The sequence below is a fragment of the Streptomyces sp. NPDC047974 genome (assembly GCF_040653375.1).
Classification (GTDB): domain Bacteria; phylum Actinomycetota; class Actinomycetes; order Streptomycetales; family Streptomycetaceae; genus Streptomyces.
Genome location: NZ_JBEZNU010000064.1, coordinates 1 through 14,205, shown reverse-complemented (window position 1 = coordinate 14,205; position 14,205 = coordinate 1). Strand labels below are relative to the sequence as shown.

The window sequence follows — 14,205 nt, the reverse complement described above, 5'->3', positions numbered from 1 at the left end:
CAGCGGCAGACTGCCCACGAACGATCCCCGCTACGTCAGCAGCTGGGCACGTTCATCCGTACGTGGCTGGGCACGTTCACGTGTACGCCGACACCACCGGCGACGCCACCTTCTACCTCGCCCCCGGCGCGGTCCTGCACCACAGCCGCACGGAGGACGAGTACGGCATCCCCCAGCACCGCTACACCCTGCTGACCGCCGCCGACCCGACCCCCGTCCCCATCACCAACATCCAGCAGATCCACGAGGACCTCGCCCTGCATGCCGGCAAGACGACCGAGACCGCCGCCGAGACGGTGCCGAGCACGGTCTGACGGCCCTCTGTGCCGCCCCCTGGCCCGCGCACCGCGCCGAGCCCGGGGACGGCGTGGAGGACCGGACAGCCCGGCCCCGGCCGTTCAACCGGCCTCGCTCACCGTGCAGGAGACGACGATGACCGCCACCGTGCTCACCGCCGAGACCCTCATCCGCCGCTACGCCTACGTAGCGCAGCAGCCCCGAGCCACCGACCTCGCCACGCTCATCAGCCAGCTCGACACCGCCGCCCCGCGCTACGAGGCGGCCGGCATCAACGGGCACGAGGACCTGGAGACCGCCGCGTCCTACCTCGACGAGGCCCTCCACGGCACCGACGAGATCTCCCGCGACGTCTTCCTGGGCATGGCCCACGAGCTCCTGCGCCGGCTCGTCGGGGACATGACGCAGGAGTACCGCGCCACCGTCGGCGACTGACCCGAACCGCCCGGCCCGCTCCGCGTGCGCCCCGCCCCTCGCCCTTGATGAGGGGGCGGGGCGTACCGATCGGCGACCCTCACCGCTTCCCTCGCTCTTCGCCCTCCGGCGCTCGCACCCCTCCCCCGCGACAGACACCTCAGGCGCTTAGGAAGTCAAGTTCGCTGCGCTGAGTCCGTGTGTAGCCTGTCGATCTGTTCGAGAGCGAGCGGGGGCGGATGGTGTCTGGCGGGCCGTGGACGGGTGACGACCCTGGCCACAACGGCGAGGTTCACGAGCGTTGGCTGCGGCTGCTGAACAGGTCGACTGGGGCCGCCGACTATCGGGACCAGTGGTTTGACGAGCAGTGCGGTGGGTGCCGGTTCTGGGTCGCGCTGGGCGGTGAGTTGGGGCGGGATTGGGGAGCCTGCACTCACGCCGCGTCGACGTTCGACGGGCAGGTGCGCTTCGAGCACGATGGCTGTGCCTCGTTCATGGTCCGCACCGATGGCTCGTTCGGCTGACGGCAGCTGCTGGACGATTGTCCGGACACAGCCTGCTAGCCGGTGACCCTGTAGTGGAGGGCTGTCTCGCCGGTGGCTTCGCTGAGCTGCTGTGCCATCTCTTCGACGATCAGGTCGGCGGCTTCCAGCGAGACAGCGCCCTCGACGTAAACGGCCCACGTACCTGCGAGCTCCCACGAGACCGAGACCAGGGCCGCTCCCGTACGGAAGCAATGATCGCCCTCTGCCTCGGCCGGCTCACAGGTCAGTGAGCGAGGCTGGAAGAGGGTGGCGTAGTCGGCCCCAGGCATCGCGGGCCAGTCGTTCCCGCTGGCGGTGCTGATCGTGTACTCGGCCTCGACCGGGTCATGCGGACGCTCTTGAGTGGAGGACTCGGCGGAATCCCGCGCGAAGTCGTAAGGAATCGGCTCGTTGCCGTCCACCACCCACGGGGCGGGGTACCTGGCGTGACATCCAGTGCACCGAGCGACGAACGTCCCGATCTCTGGGTTCGTCATGATGCTGTAGTTCGGCGAGGGCAGCGCGCGCAGCACGTAGCCGTTTGCGGTCGTCTCAAGCGCTGGCCATTCGGGGGAGCACTCACACGGTTCGTTCTTCGCGAACACCTCGTCGCCAGGTGTGTTGTGGGTGTTCCTGAGCGTTTTGAAGAACTCCCTGAATGGCCGCACGAGGCCTCCTTCCGTGACAACAAGCGCTGATCCCGCCGGCACCGCGAGCAGGAGAGGCTACCTCTGAGGCGAGCCGGGCAACTCATGCACCTTCAGCAGCCGGCGGAAGAGGCGCCCGTCCGCTCGATCTCACGCCACATGATCGCCCGGGTTGCTCCTACGCGGCCACCACCAGGGCCGATGTGTTGGGGAAGGCAACGGCTTCATCAAAGCGGTGGTCGTGCTGGAGGCAGTGGAAGAGCTGTCCGATCAGGCGGTTGAACAGGTTGCCCTGGGCGGAGGCATGCCAGTCGCCTTGTTCGCGGCGGCGCCTGTAGTGGGCCTTGGCGCCGGGTGATGCGGTGATCGCGGAGAAGGCCCAGAGGTAGCCGACGGCGTTGAGGCGGTCGTTCTTCACCCACCGTCTGGTGATGGACGACTTCTTGCCGGAGGCCCGGGTAATGGGTGAGGAGCCGGCGTAAGCCTTGAGGCCGCGGGCATCGGCGAACCGGCTGCGGTCGTCTTCGATTTCGGCGAGCATCCGGGCGCCGAGTTGGGTGCCGAGGCCGGGGAAGCTGAGGATGATCTCAGCGTCCGGATGCTGAGGGAACGCGACGAATTGTGAGCGTGCGGTCCGTGCGGGGCTGGTTCAGGCCGCGCGCCGCCACGGCGTCCCGGCGGTCGCGGTCCATGGGCACCCCGGTCTCCCTGTGCTTCATCCGGCAGACCGCCCGCACCCCCGACCGTGCCATGCCCGCCGACACCGTCCGCGCCCAGCACGCCGCCGCCGTCACCGCCTAACCAGGCCTGCGCGGCGAGGGCTTCGACCACGTCGTCTTCGCCGACCAGCTCCACCGCCTGGAGCCGCTGCTGCAGCGGGCCAGCGACACCCGCCGCGCCAGCCTCGGCTGGGACGGCCACCCCGGCCTCGGCTCCCTCCTCCTCGTTCGCCGCGTCTTCGGGGACGCCGTGCTGCCGTTGTGGCGGTGGGTGGAGGGCTCCACGCTCGCCGGCGGCGACCGCGTCGCCGAGATCACCCTCGGCGCCGACCGGCTCATCCTCGCCCTGCGCCACGACATCGACGGCGAGGGCGACTACGGCTTCGACCAGCTGACCGCCTGCCCCGTCGACGAGTGCACCGCCCCGGCCTGGACCCCCGCCCACTCGGTCACCACGCACCTCGACGCGCTCACCGGCTCCCTCACCGACGCGGACACCGTCTGCACCGCCCACGGCGCCGACCACGACGACCAGGGCGACGGCCTCGAGGACCAGGCCGCGCCGTACGCGGACACGATCCGCGCCTGATCCGCACCCCCAACGCCTCGCCGGACAACCACAACCCGCCGCGACCGGCCCCGCCGGCCGCCCGCCGTTCATCAGGGAAGGACCCCCGGGCATGAGCATCACGATCACCACCACGTACGGCACCCCGCACAACGTCAGCGAGACCAACCCCACCCACGTCACCAGCTGCGACCGGTACCGGCTGCCCCTCGTCGGCACCATCGCCCCAGGAACCCCCGGCTACGAGGACATGGTCGAGATGCTGCGGGAGAACGACCACGACACCCGCCCCGAGGGCTACGGGCTGATCTTCCTGGAGTCCGAGGAGGTCTCCGCGACGTACTTCGGATCGATCGAGCAGATCGAGCAGTACAAGCGTGACAACGTCGACGGGACGGCGACCTTCGACCCCTCGCAGGGCGTCATGTACGCGAACTGGCCTCATGGCAAGGGCTGGGACGACTTCATCCCCCGCACCTTCTGGAACGTGCAGGCCCGCGGCGGCATCGCCGACGGCGTCGGTCTCGTCACCGCCTTCGCCCACACCGAGGTCCGGGGTGCCGAGGTCGTCGTCTACGAGTTCGAGGGCACGTGGAGCCGCGGCGGCACCGCGCAGCACATGGTCACCTACCACTGCACCGCCTGCCACCTCGACACCGCCCACCGCGGCGGCGACGTGCACGAGAACACCGGCCCCGACAGCCGCCGCTGGGCCGCCCGCCAGGCCCGCCAGCACATCATCAGCGCCCACCGGCACGGCGTCGGCACCACCAACAGCGCCTGCCGCCCCAACAACGGCGAGATGCTCCGCGCCGTGAACGCGGTCGCCCGCGACATGTGGGGCACCCAAGGCAACGTCCTGCCGGACACCGACGACGCGTACTGCGCCTCCAAGGGCCCTTGCTCGATCATCCGCGAACTCCGCGCCGGCATCCGCCCGCCCGTCTACCGCGCCTGACGCACACCCCGCGCCGCTCCCCTCCATCCGACTCCCGCCGGGCCGGGCCCTCCTACCACGGGCCCGGCCCGCTCTTCTCCCGCGTGAGGAACACCCACATGAACCCCGTCCCCTCCGCCGACCGGCTGCCCGAGATCCAGGCCCGCCTCGCCGCCCTGCCCGACACCGCCTGGCGCCAGCGCCCCGGCGACAGCGGTCTGATCGAAGACCACACCGGCCGTCCGGTCGCCGTCCTCGGCACCAGCGGCGACGTCCCGCTCCCCGCCGGGGAGTTCATCGCCCACGCCCCGGCCGACATCGCCTGGCTCCTCGCCGAGGTCACCCGGCTGCGCACCCGAGACGCCATGATCACCGCGCTCCACCAGCAGCTCGACCGGTCCGGCCACCTGCTCTCCACCCGGCAGATCGCCACCGTCATCGGCCACCCCGGCCCCCACCACGCCCCCACCGCCCCCGACAGGAGCGCCCAGTGACCACCACCGACACCGACCCGACCATGCGGCCCGACCCGTTGGAGCGCTTTGGCGCCGTCCTGATCGAGCGTCTGGGTGCGGCCTGGGTGCCCGACACCCGGCCCGGCGACCGGGCGGTCACCCTCCTGCACACCGTCACCGACCGCAGGATCGTCGCCGACCCGTACCAGGGCCGGATCATCCTGCAGGCGCGAACGGAGACCACCGACGCCTTCACGCCGACCGGCGCCTACACCCCGGACCTGACCGGACACGAGGACCTCGAGGACTGGCTGTCGACCGGCGACCTCACCGACGCGAGCGCCGTCCTGGCCGCCGTGGTCCACCAGCTCCTCGCGCAGCTGCCCGCCGAACCCGGCGACACCGCGGCCGAGGAGGTCCTCGCGACCCAGGCCGGCGAGCTCGCCGAGAAGGCAACCGGGTTCGCCGCCCAGCTGATCCGCCAGCAACCCGTCCGGGACGCCGCGCGCGAGATCTACCGCCTGGCCGCCCAGCTCGTGGAGACGGCCGACGTCGTCGACGACCACCGCGGCTACTGACTACGTGAGAGCACTCCGTGCCGCCCCACCCCGAGCCCACACGCCCCGAGGGGTGGGGCGGACGCGGTGGCCCCTCACGGCCTGTTCAGCACACCGCCGGACCATCGGCACCCCGACACGAAAACGCCCCGAGGCAGACGTCATGGCGTCCAAACCGGCGCCTGCCCCGGGGCTGAGCCCGTCCCGTACACGACGAGAGGGAGACCCCAGTATGGACCCCGTCACACAGCTGCGGACCCGGATCGGGACCCGCGCACTCCTGCTGACCACAGCCGCCGTGCCGCTCACCGGCTGGGCCGTCCACGCCACCGCCCTGCACCGGCGCCTGGCCGTCACGAAGCGCGACCCGCTGACCGGGCTGCTGCGCCGCGACGCCTACACCCACCGTGCCCGCCGTCTTCTGGCCCGCCACGGCGATGACGCGGTCGTGGCCATGGTCGACGCCGACAGCTTCAAGGCGATCAACGACCAGTTCGGGCACGCGGCCGGCGACACCGTCCTGGCCGCGTTCGGCGCCCGCCTCACCGCCTGGGCGGCCGACGACTCCGCGCTCGTCCTGGAGCTCCCTGCCGCTCGCAGGGTCCAGCGCCTGGAGCAGCTGGTGCGGATGCTCCACACCCCGGTCGTCCTCGACGACGGCCACACCATCGACGTCGCCGCCTCGGTCGGCGCCGCGACCCCAGCAGCCGTCGGCTCCCGCGACCTGTACGCGTTGCAGCGGGCCGCCGACGCCGCCTTGTACGACGGCAAGCACACCGGCCGCCCGGTCCTCGCGACCACAGCGCACGCTGCGGTCCCGTCCGTCAACGGGCGCCGCCGCGGCCGGCCGGGCACGACCGCGTGGGGGGACGGGCGGCATGAGCGACCCCGCCCTCCTCACCGACCCGGGCACCTGGGTGCGAGGCATCACGATCCGCCAGCCCTGAGCCACCTGCATCCTCGCCGGGAAGACCCCCGAGAACCGGCCCGCGAACTGGCCGTGGCGCGGCTGGGTCCTCCTCCACGCCGGGAAGGCGAAGCCCGACCCCGCCCTGCTGCGCGACCCGCTGGTGGCCACCGCCATCCGCGGCCGCGAGCTCCACCGCGGCGCGGTCATCGGCGTCGCCCGGCTCACCGACTGCCACCTCGACCAGGGGCCTGAGCACTGCACCAGCCCCTGGGCGCAGCGTGACGCGCATCTCCTGGTCCTCGACGACGTCCGCGAGCTGCCCCTCCCGGTGCCCGCCATCGGCGCGCTCCCCGCGTGGAGACCGACGCCCGAACTCGTCGCCCAGGTCCTCCAGCAGCTGCCCGACCTGCGACCGTGACCGCCCGGCGCCGCAACCCCCGCACGGTGCCCACCCCGCAGCCGGAACAGCCCGCGGTGCCGGTCCAGCTCCTCAACTGGCGCGACGCCCGGCACTTCGGTCAGCCCGCCCCGTGCGTGCTGTGCGGCACCACCACCCCGCTGAGGTCCCACGCCCAAGAGCCCGCCCACAAAGTTTGCGCGGAGCTCTGGAACTTGCGGCACCCCGGCGAGATGCGGTTCGTCTCCGACCCGCCCAAAGGCGGCACGACGACCGACCACGCCTGACTCCCCGCACCTCCAGCCGGAGGCACCCATGAGCAGCCCCGACCACGACGTCGACCACGCCCTCGCCTACCCCGAGCCGCTGGCCTCCCCGCTCTGGCACCGCCACGGCCCGAAGACCCGCCCGCTCACCGACGCACAGCGCCAGCGCAACTGCGAGCTTTTCGCCCAGCACCGCCCCCGGCCCCGCTCCCCTCGCACCACCGAGACCCTGGCGGAGGCCAGCTGATGGACACCAGATACTGTGCCGTCGATGGCTGGGTCGACGCGATCCCCTCCCCCGGCCCGCGCGACACCGCCACGTTCGACCTGATCGTCCCCGCCGACCTCGACGCCGTCGAGGAAGACATCCACGACACGATCGTCACCTGCACCAGCGGCGACCCCAGGATCGTCCACGAGCTGCTGACCGCCATCCAGCCTGGCGACCTGCTGCGAGCGACCGGCACCCTGGTCCGCCCGTCGGCGCCTGGCGAGCCCGCCCTGCTTGTCGTCGACGCCCTGGAGATTCTCGACACCGCACCGATCCCGGTGCTGCGGGAGATGGTGCTCGACCGGTACGGCGACTACGTCGTCATCTTCGACGCCGACACGGACACCGTGCCCGTCTTCACGGCGCTCGGGCAGTGGGTCGGCCTGGCGGACAACCCCGACACCATCACCGCCCTCATCGACCTCCATGAGCGCGCGAACGGCGGCGGCGCCTGATGGGCCTGCGTCCCGGTCAGTCCCTCGTGGTCACCGATATCACGCGATAGCGCCACCCGGAGCGCCGCTCCCCGCCCTTCCCGGCCGGACGTGCGGCGCTCCACACGTTCCCGCCCTTCATCTCGAGCAGGAGACTCCCCTTGCATCCGATCCGTTTGATCTCGTTCGGCTACCTCCACCTGCCCACCGGCCCGGACGGCTCCCCTGTCCCGCCCGTCGCCGATCGGATTGAGGACGTCCGCGACCGGCTCCGCGACCCCGCCGCCGCCCGCGACATCCTCGACCTCGACGGCCTCAACCCCCGCGTCCAGGACATCGTCCTCGCAACCCACGGCGCCCGAGAACTGCTCGCCAACCTCACCGACTACGCCAACCTCCCCGCCAGCCCCCGCAGCATCGCCATCGGCTGCGCGGGAGGGAAGCACAGGGCCGCCGGCCTCACCGAACTCCTCGCTCGGGAACTCCGCGCCCGCGGCCGTCAGGTCGACGTCGAACACCTCCACGTCTATCTCCCCCGCGTCCTCAAGCAGTCCGACACCGGGGCGAGCGCATGACCGCCACCGGCCTGTACGACCTCGCGACCAGCGAGGGTCAGGACGGCACCGTGCACCCCGCGGAACAGATCTGGACGCCCGACCAGGATCCGGCCGTCCTCGGCTTCACCCCGGTCCTCGGCGGCCTGCACATCACCGGCCTGCCCGCCCCGGAAGCCAACGACGGCGACCACCCCGCCCTCTTCGTTCTCCTCGGACACCACCGCTGGGCCACCACCATCCACGCCGCCGCCCTCTACATGCAGCGTGCCCACGCCTGGACCCGCTGGTGCCTCTACCCCGGCGATGACCCCGACGATGTCATCCCTCGCATCCCCCGCGCCGTTCACGCCCACGCCACGATCCACTGCCACCCCACCGGGACCTGGCGCCTCGCCTGGGCCCGGCCTGACGAGCCCGGAGCCGTCCCGGCCACCGCCATGCGACACCCTGCTGCACCAGTGACCAGTGTCGCGATGCCCAACCCCGATCGGGACCTCCAGGCCGCAGTCTGGGCTCGCTGACTTCCACTACCAGGTTCTAGGCCGGTGTTCGCGTGAACGTGCGCGGGCACCGGCCTTTTTGCGCTCTGAGCCCGATGAGTCACGGAGGTGGGACAGGAGAGAGGCAAGGGCACGTCATCCCAGCGGGCGGGTGTCTACGTACACGAGAGGGACGGAGGACTCGATCCGGCGCTGAGTCACAGCTGTCCTGTCTCGGCGAGGTTCGACCCGTCTCAGTGAACATTGACCAGCGTTGTCAGTCAGGCTGGGTGAAGCACAGCCATGGCAATCTCACGCACGCGGTCCGGTGTGATCCCGGTGCGCTGTTCGACGGCGAGAGGATGGTCGGTGGGCTCCAGCTCGATGAAAGGCCGCTTGCCGACCGGTCGAGTGTGGGCGTTGGTCTTCAAGTTGGTGGTGCTCTCGGGATAGAGCGCGAGCTCGGTGCTGAGCCAGCCGAAGTACGGCTTCTCGGTCTCGCGGCCTTCCGTGTTCCACACCTCAAGAGCACGGGCGAAATTGTGCTTGCTCAGAGAGACCCAGACGCCCCAGGAGAAGACGTCCTGGCTGCCGATCACAGGTATCTCGATCAGACCCTTGATGAAGAAGTGCTGGCCCTTGATCACGCACTGGTCGGATGACAGTAGGCAGTCCGGATCACTCTCGAAGCTGGGATCCCATACGTCAGGGGCCATCGTCGAGTAGCTCAGGGGGAGCTCTGCGTGGTGCTCGCCGCAGCATGAGCACGTGAAACCCAGATCGTTGGACATGGCGCGACCCTACCGAGCACCTGCGAGGGGTCACCCCGCACCATCGCTAGCGGCGCAGCTTCGCCTGCGGGTCGTAGCAGGTGAGACCCATCGACGAAGCGACCTCCGCAGCGTGGGCGGATGCCTCGTCGGCCATGCTCCAGCGCATGGGGAAGTAGATCAACGGGCCGCGGGCCTCCCCGATCAGCGGAGCGGTTGACCACGGTGAGGTGTCATCGTCGTCTTCGGCAAGGTCCGGCCACCGCTCCAAGAGCGCGGCGACGAAGGCCGCTATGCGCTCAGACGGAGGAACCGCAGGCTCTTCCGTGTCCATGAAGCGGTCATACAGACCGTGGAAGCACTGGGCCGCAGCAGCGTCATCCGTCGGCCGCTCGCCCTCCCACACGGCAAGGTCATAGCTCATGGGCGCAGCCTGCCATGCCTCACTGACAGCCGGACCGGCGAACTAGATCACCACGGCAGGGTCAGATCGCCTCAGGCGAGACAGCCCTGCCTGGTGAAACTTCGATGAGACGAGAAGGCCGGTCGTCAGACTTCGGTGAGACCGGTGCATCTTCAATTGAGACAGGCCAACAGCAGAGACAGGACTGGGACGTGACGACCGGCCCCTCGAGCGAGTTATCACGGCGTGATAGGTCGGGGGGCCGTCCGGGCCGGCAGCGGGGTTATCACGGCGTGATAGCGCAGTGGGTCGGCTGAGACGGCTGAGGGGGTATCACGGCGTGATAGCCCACAGAAGATTCGTAACCTTGCTAACGAGTCAATGGCAGAAGTTGATCTAATCCGTTAGTACAGTGACGTCCATGACGTCACCTGACACGGGCGGCGACCGGGAGAAGGTCGTCACCAAACTCACTACCTCCCTCCGGCAGGATCTGAAGGTCCGTGCCGCTCTCCACGGCCTCGACATGCAGAACGCGGTCGAAGCAGGCATCACCGCCTGGCGCAGCCTGGGCTCGAACCCTGCCCCCGTCGACACCGCCGGCGCGGAAACCTACGCCACCTTCCTGCCCGCCGGCCTGTGGGACGGCTTCCGCGACGACTGCAAGAACCGCGGGGTCTCCCTCACCCAGGGCATCGCCCAGGCCGTCACCCTCTGGCTCGACGGCAACCCTGTCCCCGAGGTCAAGCGCCCCGCCACGGTCCGGCGCATCATCGTCTGCAACCAGAAAGGCGGCGTAGGCAAGACCGCCGTGACCGCCGGCCTCGGCGAAGCCCTCGCGGAAGACCCCGCCGCGCTCGTCCCCGTCCGGGTCTCCAAGCACTTCGCCGCCCTCCTCGAGGATGACGACCGCCCTGAGGACCCGCTCGCCCTGGAGGACCTCCCCGGCCTCGGCCAGCGAGTCCTTCTCGTCGACTTCGACCCTCAGAGTCACCTCACCAAGCAGCTCGGCCACGAGCCCCTCCCCATGCATGGCGACTCCCTCACCAACCATATGGCCGGTGAAGGAAAGGGCGCACTCGCTGACCTCATCGTCGCTGTGGACGAAGACCGCTTCGGGAACCGGCTGCACCTTCTGCCGGCCTGCACCGACGCCTTCCTTCTCGACGTCCGCCTTTCCTCGGTCCGTGCCCGGGAATCAGCCCTCGAACGGGCCCTGCGTGCAGTCGAAGCCGACTACGACGTCATCCTCATCGACTGCCCGCCGAGCCTCGGTCTCAGCATGGACGCCGCTGCCTACTACGGGCGCCGCCGCGACAACGAGGAAGCTGGCAACTCAGGCGCCCTCATCATCGTCCAGGCCGAAGACAGCAGCGCTGACGCCTACGGCCTGCTGACCTCGCAGATCGAAGACATGCGAGGCGACCTCGCCCTCGACATCGACTACCTCGGCCTCGTCGTCAACCACTACGACGCCCGGCGCGGCTACATCGCCACCTCCTCCCTCCAGTCCTGGATGGACATAAAGGATCCTCGCGTCGTCGGCGTCATCGGAGACCTCAAGGAACAGAAGGAAGCCGTCCGCGCCAAGCGCCCCCTCCTCGCCTACGCACCCCGATGCGAGCAGTCCGTCGCCCTCCGAGCCCTCGCCCGGGAGATCAGCAAGTGAGCAAGGCCAAGAACCTCGGCGCCGGCGCCTCCTTCGCGCAGGCCCGACCCATCAGCGCCCGGCGCGCAGCGATCGGTGCCGCCACAGGCGCACCCACCGAAGGCGTTCCGGATCCCACCGAGCTCGCCCTCGACCTCATCAGCCAGAACCCCGACAACCCACGCGAGGAACTTCGCGATCTCGAAGGCCTGGCCGACAGCATCCGCGAGATCGGGCTCGTCAACTCCATCACCATCGCCACCCTCGACTCCTATCTGGCCGAACGGCCCGACCGAGCCGGCGACGTGGACGAAGGCGCGCGATACATCGTCGTCGACGGCCACCGACGGCTCGAAGCCGCACGGATCGCCGGCGCCGCCACGATCCGGGTCAGCGTCAACGACGCCCTGGCCGCCACCGACGAAGCCCTTCTCGAAGCCGCGTTCGTGGCCAACGTCCACCGCGACGACATGAACCCCATCGAGCAGGCCCACGCGCTCAAGACACTCGTCGCGTTCTACGGCTCGCAGAACAAGGCCGCCAAGCGCCTCGGCATCGCACAGTCGACCATCTCCTCCAAGCTCTCGATCCTCGACCTGGACCTCGAACTCCAGGCAGACCTCGTCGAAGGCCGACGGACGATCGAACACGTCCGCAACCTCTCCAAGCTGCCCCCCGATGAGCAGCGCGCGAAAGCCGACGCCCGAGCGGAAGCCGCTGAGCAGAAGTCAGCGGCCAAGCGTGACCTATCACGCCGTGATAGCTCGACCCCGGAGGCCAAGGAGCTCACCACAGACGAGGTGCCCGCGCCCCGAGCCCCGACTGAAGCACCGGTGCCCACGCCGGCGCAGAGTTCCGTCCCGGACCGTGGGGCCGAGCCGGTTTCAGCCGGTGGGGGAGTGACAGCCTCAGCGGTGCCGTTGAACGACGGCGCAGCGCTGATGGATCTCGCCTTTGACGGCCTGGCTCCTGGACAGCGTGGTGTCTTCATCCAGCACTACTTCAAGCGCATCGCGGGAGTCGATGCCGTCGTGGCAGACCTCCGGACCGACCTCGAGCGGCATGCACGCGCCTCGCTGGCGGCGATCCTCCAGCAGGTCGCCGCGGGACTGCTCGAAGAGCGCTAGCCAAGGCTGGCTGGGTCTCCGCCCCTACTGGGGCGGAGACCCAGCTCTCCGGTTCTGACTACGGTGACGGCCCTTGCTCTTCGATGCGGCGAAAGCGTCGGCGTTGGGCGGAAGCGGGGTGAACGGCACCTGGCCCCAGGTCCTCACCCGGCTCCAGTCCCTGGCTGACGCGGAGGGTGCCAGCGTCTGGGAGCTGAGCGTCGACTCCACGGTGTGCCGCGCCCACCAGCATGCGGCCGGGGCCCCGAAATGGGGCGACCTGCAGAAGGAACCGCCGGGCGGCGTGTTCACCGAGCTCGTTGATCATGAGCTGGGACGGTCGCGCGGCGGGTTCACCACCAAGCTGCACTTGGCTGTCGAGCAGGGGCAGAAACCCATGTCGATCGTGGTGACGGCAGGACAGCGCTGGGACTCGCCGCAGTTTGCACCCGTGCTGGAGAAGGTCCGCGTGCCCCGCATCGGACCGGGCCGGCCACGCGTCCGTCCCGATCGCGTGCGGGCCGACAAGGCGTACGCCTCCCGCAGAAACCGCGCCTACCTGCGCCGACGGGGGATCCGCTGCACCATCCCCGACAAGGCCGACCAGGAACGCAACCGCCAGAAGCTCGGATCCCGCGGCGGCCGACCTCCGCATTTCGACCCGACCGACTACCGCCAGCACCACGCGGTCGAGTGCGGGATCAACCGCCTCAAGAGACACCACGCTGTCGCCACGCGCTACGACAAGCTGGCGGTCCGCTACGAGGCGACCGTCCTCGTCGCGGCCATCAACGAATGGCTGTGATCCTCGGCCGTCACGCGGTGGGATCCACGTTCCACGCCGCGGGCAGTTCGCTGCCGCAGAAGACACAGACGAAGTCGCCCTCGCGCACGATGCTGCGCTCCTGGCAGTCGGGGCACCGCCGGAACACCACCTCGTGGGTGAAGCTGGAGGGCCGCCGGAGCTCTACAGCATCCAGAGCACGGGCCACCTCCGCCCAGGAGCTGACGTCCGGGCAGTACCCGGTGGACTGGTTGCTGACCTCGGTCACGGTCCACCGGTCTGCCTCGCTCATGAAGCTGATCTCGCCGGCACTCAGAACCATGTCTCCGCCGGCACAGGCCACGTGCTCGCTTCGCCGCGGCGCCAGCCGAAGCACACCGTCCATAGCGACCACGAAGGTGAACGGTTCGGCCTGCTCCGCCCCCGATTGCTCCACGATCCAGCCACCGAAGTCACCCGCCGAGCCGATCCGACGGGCACCGTCACCAAGACGGACCGCAGCCTTCAGCTCGACCGGTCCGACATATCGATATCCCCGCCCCCGCCCGCTCACGTCAGCCAACCTAGAGCACTCCCGACACACGCCCTAGTGGGATTGTTCCCATGCTTGGATGATGGGGGCGGGGATGCGGCCGCGGTCGGGTACGTCGTAGCCCTGGGTCCGGGCCCATTCCCGGATGGCACTGGTGTTGGTGATCGCACCGCTCGGGCTGGACGTGGGTGGGGAGTCGGCGTCGGCCGAAGGTGCTGGAGTGAAGAACGCGCCGTGGCTGAGGATGTCGCGAGGGAAGACCGTCGGGTGCTCGACGCCGCTCAGGAGCGCGAGGAGGAACGAAGTGAGGTCGCCGTCATGGGTGTACCAGACGTGTCCGTCGGCCTCGTTGACGGTGATGGTCCAGGAGTCGGGTTCTGCTGCTGGTGTGGTGATCCAGAAGAGTTGGTTGCCGTTGTCAGTCACTCCGACGGCGAAGAGGTCCTCGGGTCGGTGCGGCATGGGGTAGGTGCCGCTGTCGCGATCCTTCACCAGTTGCCCGCGTAGTTGCGAGGGCATCGGGCCGGTCA

Annotated in this window: 21 protein-coding genes and 3 pseudogenes; 18 read left to right on the top strand and 6 right to left on the bottom strand. The window is 69.8% G+C overall.

From position 1 onward, the window contains the following. The first annotated feature begins 62 nt into the window (after positions 1 to 62). From AB0E19_RS37505 to AB0E19_RS37495, 3 genes are all read left to right on the top strand, one after another. Positions 63 to 314, top strand: a complete 252-nt coding sequence (locus AB0E19_RS37505; protein ID WP_362189374.1) for a hypothetical protein — start codon at positions 63 to 65, stop codon at positions 312 to 314. A gap of 118 nt (positions 315 to 432) precedes the next feature. Further along, positions 433 to 732 carry a hypothetical protein gene (locus AB0E19_RS37500; RefSeq protein ID WP_362189371.1) on the top strand — a complete coding sequence of 100 codons (300 nt, stop codon included), beginning with the start codon at positions 433 to 435 and terminating at the stop codon, positions 730 to 732. Between the two features lie 218 nt (positions 733 to 950). Continuing rightward, on the top strand, positions 951 to 1,235 hold the full coding sequence (locus AB0E19_RS37495) for a DUF3027 domain-containing protein (RefSeq protein WP_362189368.1): 285 nt from the start codon (positions 951 to 953) through the stop codon (positions 1,233 to 1,235). A gap of 35 nt (positions 1,236 to 1,270) precedes the next feature. Here AB0E19_RS37495 and AB0E19_RS37490 read toward each other — a convergent pair whose 3' ends face one another. After that, positions 1,271 to 1,903, bottom strand: coding sequence for a hypothetical protein (locus tag AB0E19_RS37490; protein WP_362189365.1), 633 nt, complete (start codon positions 1,901 to 1,903; stop codon positions 1,271 to 1,273). A 157-nt stretch (positions 1,904 to 2,060) separates the two neighbouring features. Then, positions 2,061 to 2,513 (bottom strand): annotated as a pseudogene (locus AB0E19_RS37485) (IS110 family transposase); the annotation flags it as partial. Between AB0E19_RS37485 and AB0E19_RS37480 the strand changes: the two are divergent. From AB0E19_RS37480 to AB0E19_RS37425, 12 genes and pseudogenes are all read left to right on the top strand, one after another. Then, positions 2,504 to 2,683 (top strand): hypothetical protein, encoded by a 180-nt coding sequence (locus tag AB0E19_RS37480; protein WP_362189362.1) that lies wholly within the window; start codon positions 2,504 to 2,506, stop codon positions 2,681 to 2,683. The pseudogene AB0E19_RS37485 and the gene AB0E19_RS37480 overlap by 10 nt on opposite strands. Positions 2,684 to 2,851: 168 nt before the next feature. Then, positions 2,852 to 3,190 (top strand): hypothetical protein, encoded by a 339-nt coding sequence (locus AB0E19_RS37475; protein ID WP_362189359.1) that lies wholly within the window; start codon positions 2,852 to 2,854, stop codon positions 3,188 to 3,190. 91 nt (positions 3,191 to 3,281) lie between these two features. Next, positions 3,282 to 4,127 carry a hypothetical protein gene (locus AB0E19_RS37470; protein WP_362189356.1) on the top strand — a complete coding sequence of 282 codons (846 nt, stop codon included), beginning with the start codon at positions 3,282 to 3,284 and terminating at the stop codon, positions 4,125 to 4,127. Between the two features lie 98 nt (positions 4,128 to 4,225). Continuing rightward, positions 4,226 to 4,600, top strand: a complete 375-nt coding sequence (locus tag AB0E19_RS37465) for a hypothetical protein (protein WP_362189353.1) — start codon at positions 4,226 to 4,228, stop codon at positions 4,598 to 4,600. Next, complete coding sequence (locus tag AB0E19_RS37460; RefSeq protein ID WP_362189350.1) at positions 4,597 to 5,139, top strand: hypothetical protein; 543 nt, start codon at positions 4,597 to 4,599, stop codon at positions 5,137 to 5,139. The genes AB0E19_RS37465 and AB0E19_RS37460 overlap by 4 nt, the downstream gene beginning before the upstream one ends. A 211-nt stretch (positions 5,140 to 5,350) precedes the next feature. Continuing rightward, positions 5,351 to 5,986: pseudogene (locus AB0E19_RS37455) on the top strand (GGDEF domain-containing protein); the annotation flags it as partial. Between the two features lie 10 nt (positions 5,987 to 5,996). Continuing rightward, a pseudogene (locus tag AB0E19_RS37450) lies at positions 5,997 to 6,446 on the top strand (hypothetical protein). Then, entirely contained in the window at positions 6,443 to 6,712 is a 270-nt protein-coding gene (locus AB0E19_RS37445) for a hypothetical protein (RefSeq protein WP_362189347.1), read from the top strand. Before AB0E19_RS37450 ends, AB0E19_RS37445 begins: the two are co-directional and overlap by 4 nt. Before the next feature lie 28 nt (positions 6,713 to 6,740). Beyond that, entirely contained in the window at positions 6,741 to 6,938 is a 198-nt protein-coding gene (locus AB0E19_RS37440; protein ID WP_362189344.1) for a hypothetical protein, read from the top strand. Continuing rightward, positions 6,938 to 7,417: a hypothetical protein gene (locus AB0E19_RS37435; RefSeq protein ID WP_362189341.1), complete on the top strand. Its 480-nt coding sequence runs from the start codon at positions 6,938 to 6,940 to the stop codon at positions 7,415 to 7,417. The genes AB0E19_RS37440 and AB0E19_RS37435 overlap by 1 nt, the downstream gene beginning before the upstream one ends. 140 nt (positions 7,418 to 7,557) lie before the next feature. Continuing rightward, on the top strand, positions 7,558 to 7,971 hold the full coding sequence (locus AB0E19_RS37430; RefSeq protein ID WP_362189338.1) for an RNase adapter RapZ: 414 nt from the start codon (positions 7,558 to 7,560) through the stop codon (positions 7,969 to 7,971). Further along, positions 7,968 to 8,474 (top strand): hypothetical protein, encoded by a 507-nt coding sequence (locus AB0E19_RS37425; RefSeq protein WP_362189335.1) that lies wholly within the window; start codon positions 7,968 to 7,970, stop codon positions 8,472 to 8,474. Before AB0E19_RS37430 ends, AB0E19_RS37425 begins: the two co-directional genes overlap by 4 nt. A 239-nt stretch (positions 8,475 to 8,713) precedes the next feature. Here AB0E19_RS37425 and AB0E19_RS37420 read toward each other — a convergent pair whose 3' ends face one another. Beyond that, positions 8,714 to 9,223 carry a DUF2199 domain-containing protein gene (locus tag AB0E19_RS37420; protein ID WP_362189332.1) on the bottom strand — a complete coding sequence of 170 codons (510 nt, stop codon included), beginning with the start codon at positions 9,221 to 9,223 and terminating at the stop codon, positions 8,714 to 8,716. Positions 9,224 to 9,269: 46 nt separating this feature from the next. Next, entirely contained in the window at positions 9,270 to 9,626 is a 357-nt protein-coding gene (locus AB0E19_RS37415) for a hypothetical protein (RefSeq protein ID WP_362189329.1), read from the bottom strand. Positions 9,627 to 10,026: 400 nt separating this feature from the next. Here AB0E19_RS37415 and AB0E19_RS37410 point away from each other — a divergent pair, with 400 nt between their 5' ends. From AB0E19_RS37410 to AB0E19_RS37400, 3 genes are all read left to right on the top strand, one after another. Beyond that, the gene (locus AB0E19_RS37410; protein WP_362189326.1) at positions 10,027 to 11,274 is read left to right on the top strand and encodes a ParA family protein; all 1,248 of its coding nucleotides are present in this window, start codon (positions 10,027 to 10,029) and stop codon (positions 11,272 to 11,274) included. Beyond that, on the top strand, positions 11,271 to 12,380 hold the full coding sequence (locus tag AB0E19_RS37405) for a ParB/RepB/Spo0J family partition protein (RefSeq protein WP_362189323.1): 1,110 nt from the start codon (positions 11,271 to 11,273) through the stop codon (positions 12,378 to 12,380). The genes AB0E19_RS37410 and AB0E19_RS37405 overlap by 4 nt, the downstream gene beginning before the upstream one ends. A 73-nt stretch (positions 12,381 to 12,453) precedes the next feature. Beyond that, complete coding sequence (locus tag AB0E19_RS37400; protein WP_362189320.1) at positions 12,454 to 13,164, top strand: IS5 family transposase; 711 nt, start codon at positions 12,454 to 12,456, stop codon at positions 13,162 to 13,164. A gap of 10 nt (positions 13,165 to 13,174) precedes the next feature. On the opposite strand, the gene AB0E19_RS37395 is transcribed toward AB0E19_RS37400, so the two are convergent. Further along, complete coding sequence (locus AB0E19_RS37395) at positions 13,175 to 13,696, bottom strand: hypothetical protein (RefSeq protein ID WP_362189317.1); 522 nt, start codon at positions 13,694 to 13,696, stop codon at positions 13,175 to 13,177. 33 nt (positions 13,697 to 13,729) lie between these two features. Next, a partial coding sequence (locus AB0E19_RS37390; RefSeq protein WP_362189314.1) for a histone-like nucleoid-structuring protein Lsr2 occupies positions 13,730 to 14,205 on the bottom strand: 476 nt, incomplete at its 5' end.

What these genes read in the sequence shown, in the direction of transcription:
- AB0E19_RS37500 (WP_362189371.1), top strand. Translation starts at nt 433, where the DNA reads ATGACCGCCACCGTGCTCACCGCCGAGACCCTCATCCGCCGCTACGCC.
- AB0E19_RS37495 (WP_362189368.1), top strand. Translation starts at nt 951, where the DNA reads ATGGTGTCTGGCGGGCCGTGGACGGGTGACGACCCTGGCCACAACGGC.
- AB0E19_RS37470 (WP_362189356.1), top strand. Translation starts at nt 3,282, where the DNA reads ATGAGCATCACGATCACCACCACGTACGGCACCCCGCACAACGTCAGC.
- AB0E19_RS37465 (WP_362189353.1), top strand. Translation starts at nt 4,226, where the DNA reads ATGAACCCCGTCCCCTCCGCCGACCGGCTGCCCGAGATCCAGGCCCGC.
- AB0E19_RS37440 (WP_362189344.1), top strand. Translation starts at nt 6,741, where the DNA reads ATGAGCAGCCCCGACCACGACGTCGACCACGCCCTCGCCTACCCCGAG.
- AB0E19_RS37435 (WP_362189341.1), top strand. Translation starts at nt 6,938, where the DNA reads ATGGACACCAGATACTGTGCCGTCGATGGCTGGGTCGACGCGATCCCC.
- AB0E19_RS37425 (WP_362189335.1), top strand. Translation starts at nt 7,968, where the DNA reads ATGACCGCCACCGGCCTGTACGACCTCGCGACCAGCGAGGGTCAGGAC.
- AB0E19_RS37420 (WP_362189332.1), bottom strand. Translation starts at nt 9,223, where the DNA reads ATGTCCAACGATCTGGGTTTCACGTGCTCATGCTGCGGCGAGCACCAC.
- AB0E19_RS37415 (WP_362189329.1), bottom strand. Translation starts at nt 9,626, where the DNA reads ATGAGCTATGACCTTGCCGTGTGGGAGGGCGAGCGGCCGACGGATGAC.
- AB0E19_RS37410 (WP_362189326.1), top strand. Translation starts at nt 10,027, where the DNA reads ATGACGTCACCTGACACGGGCGGCGACCGGGAGAAGGTCGTCACCAAA.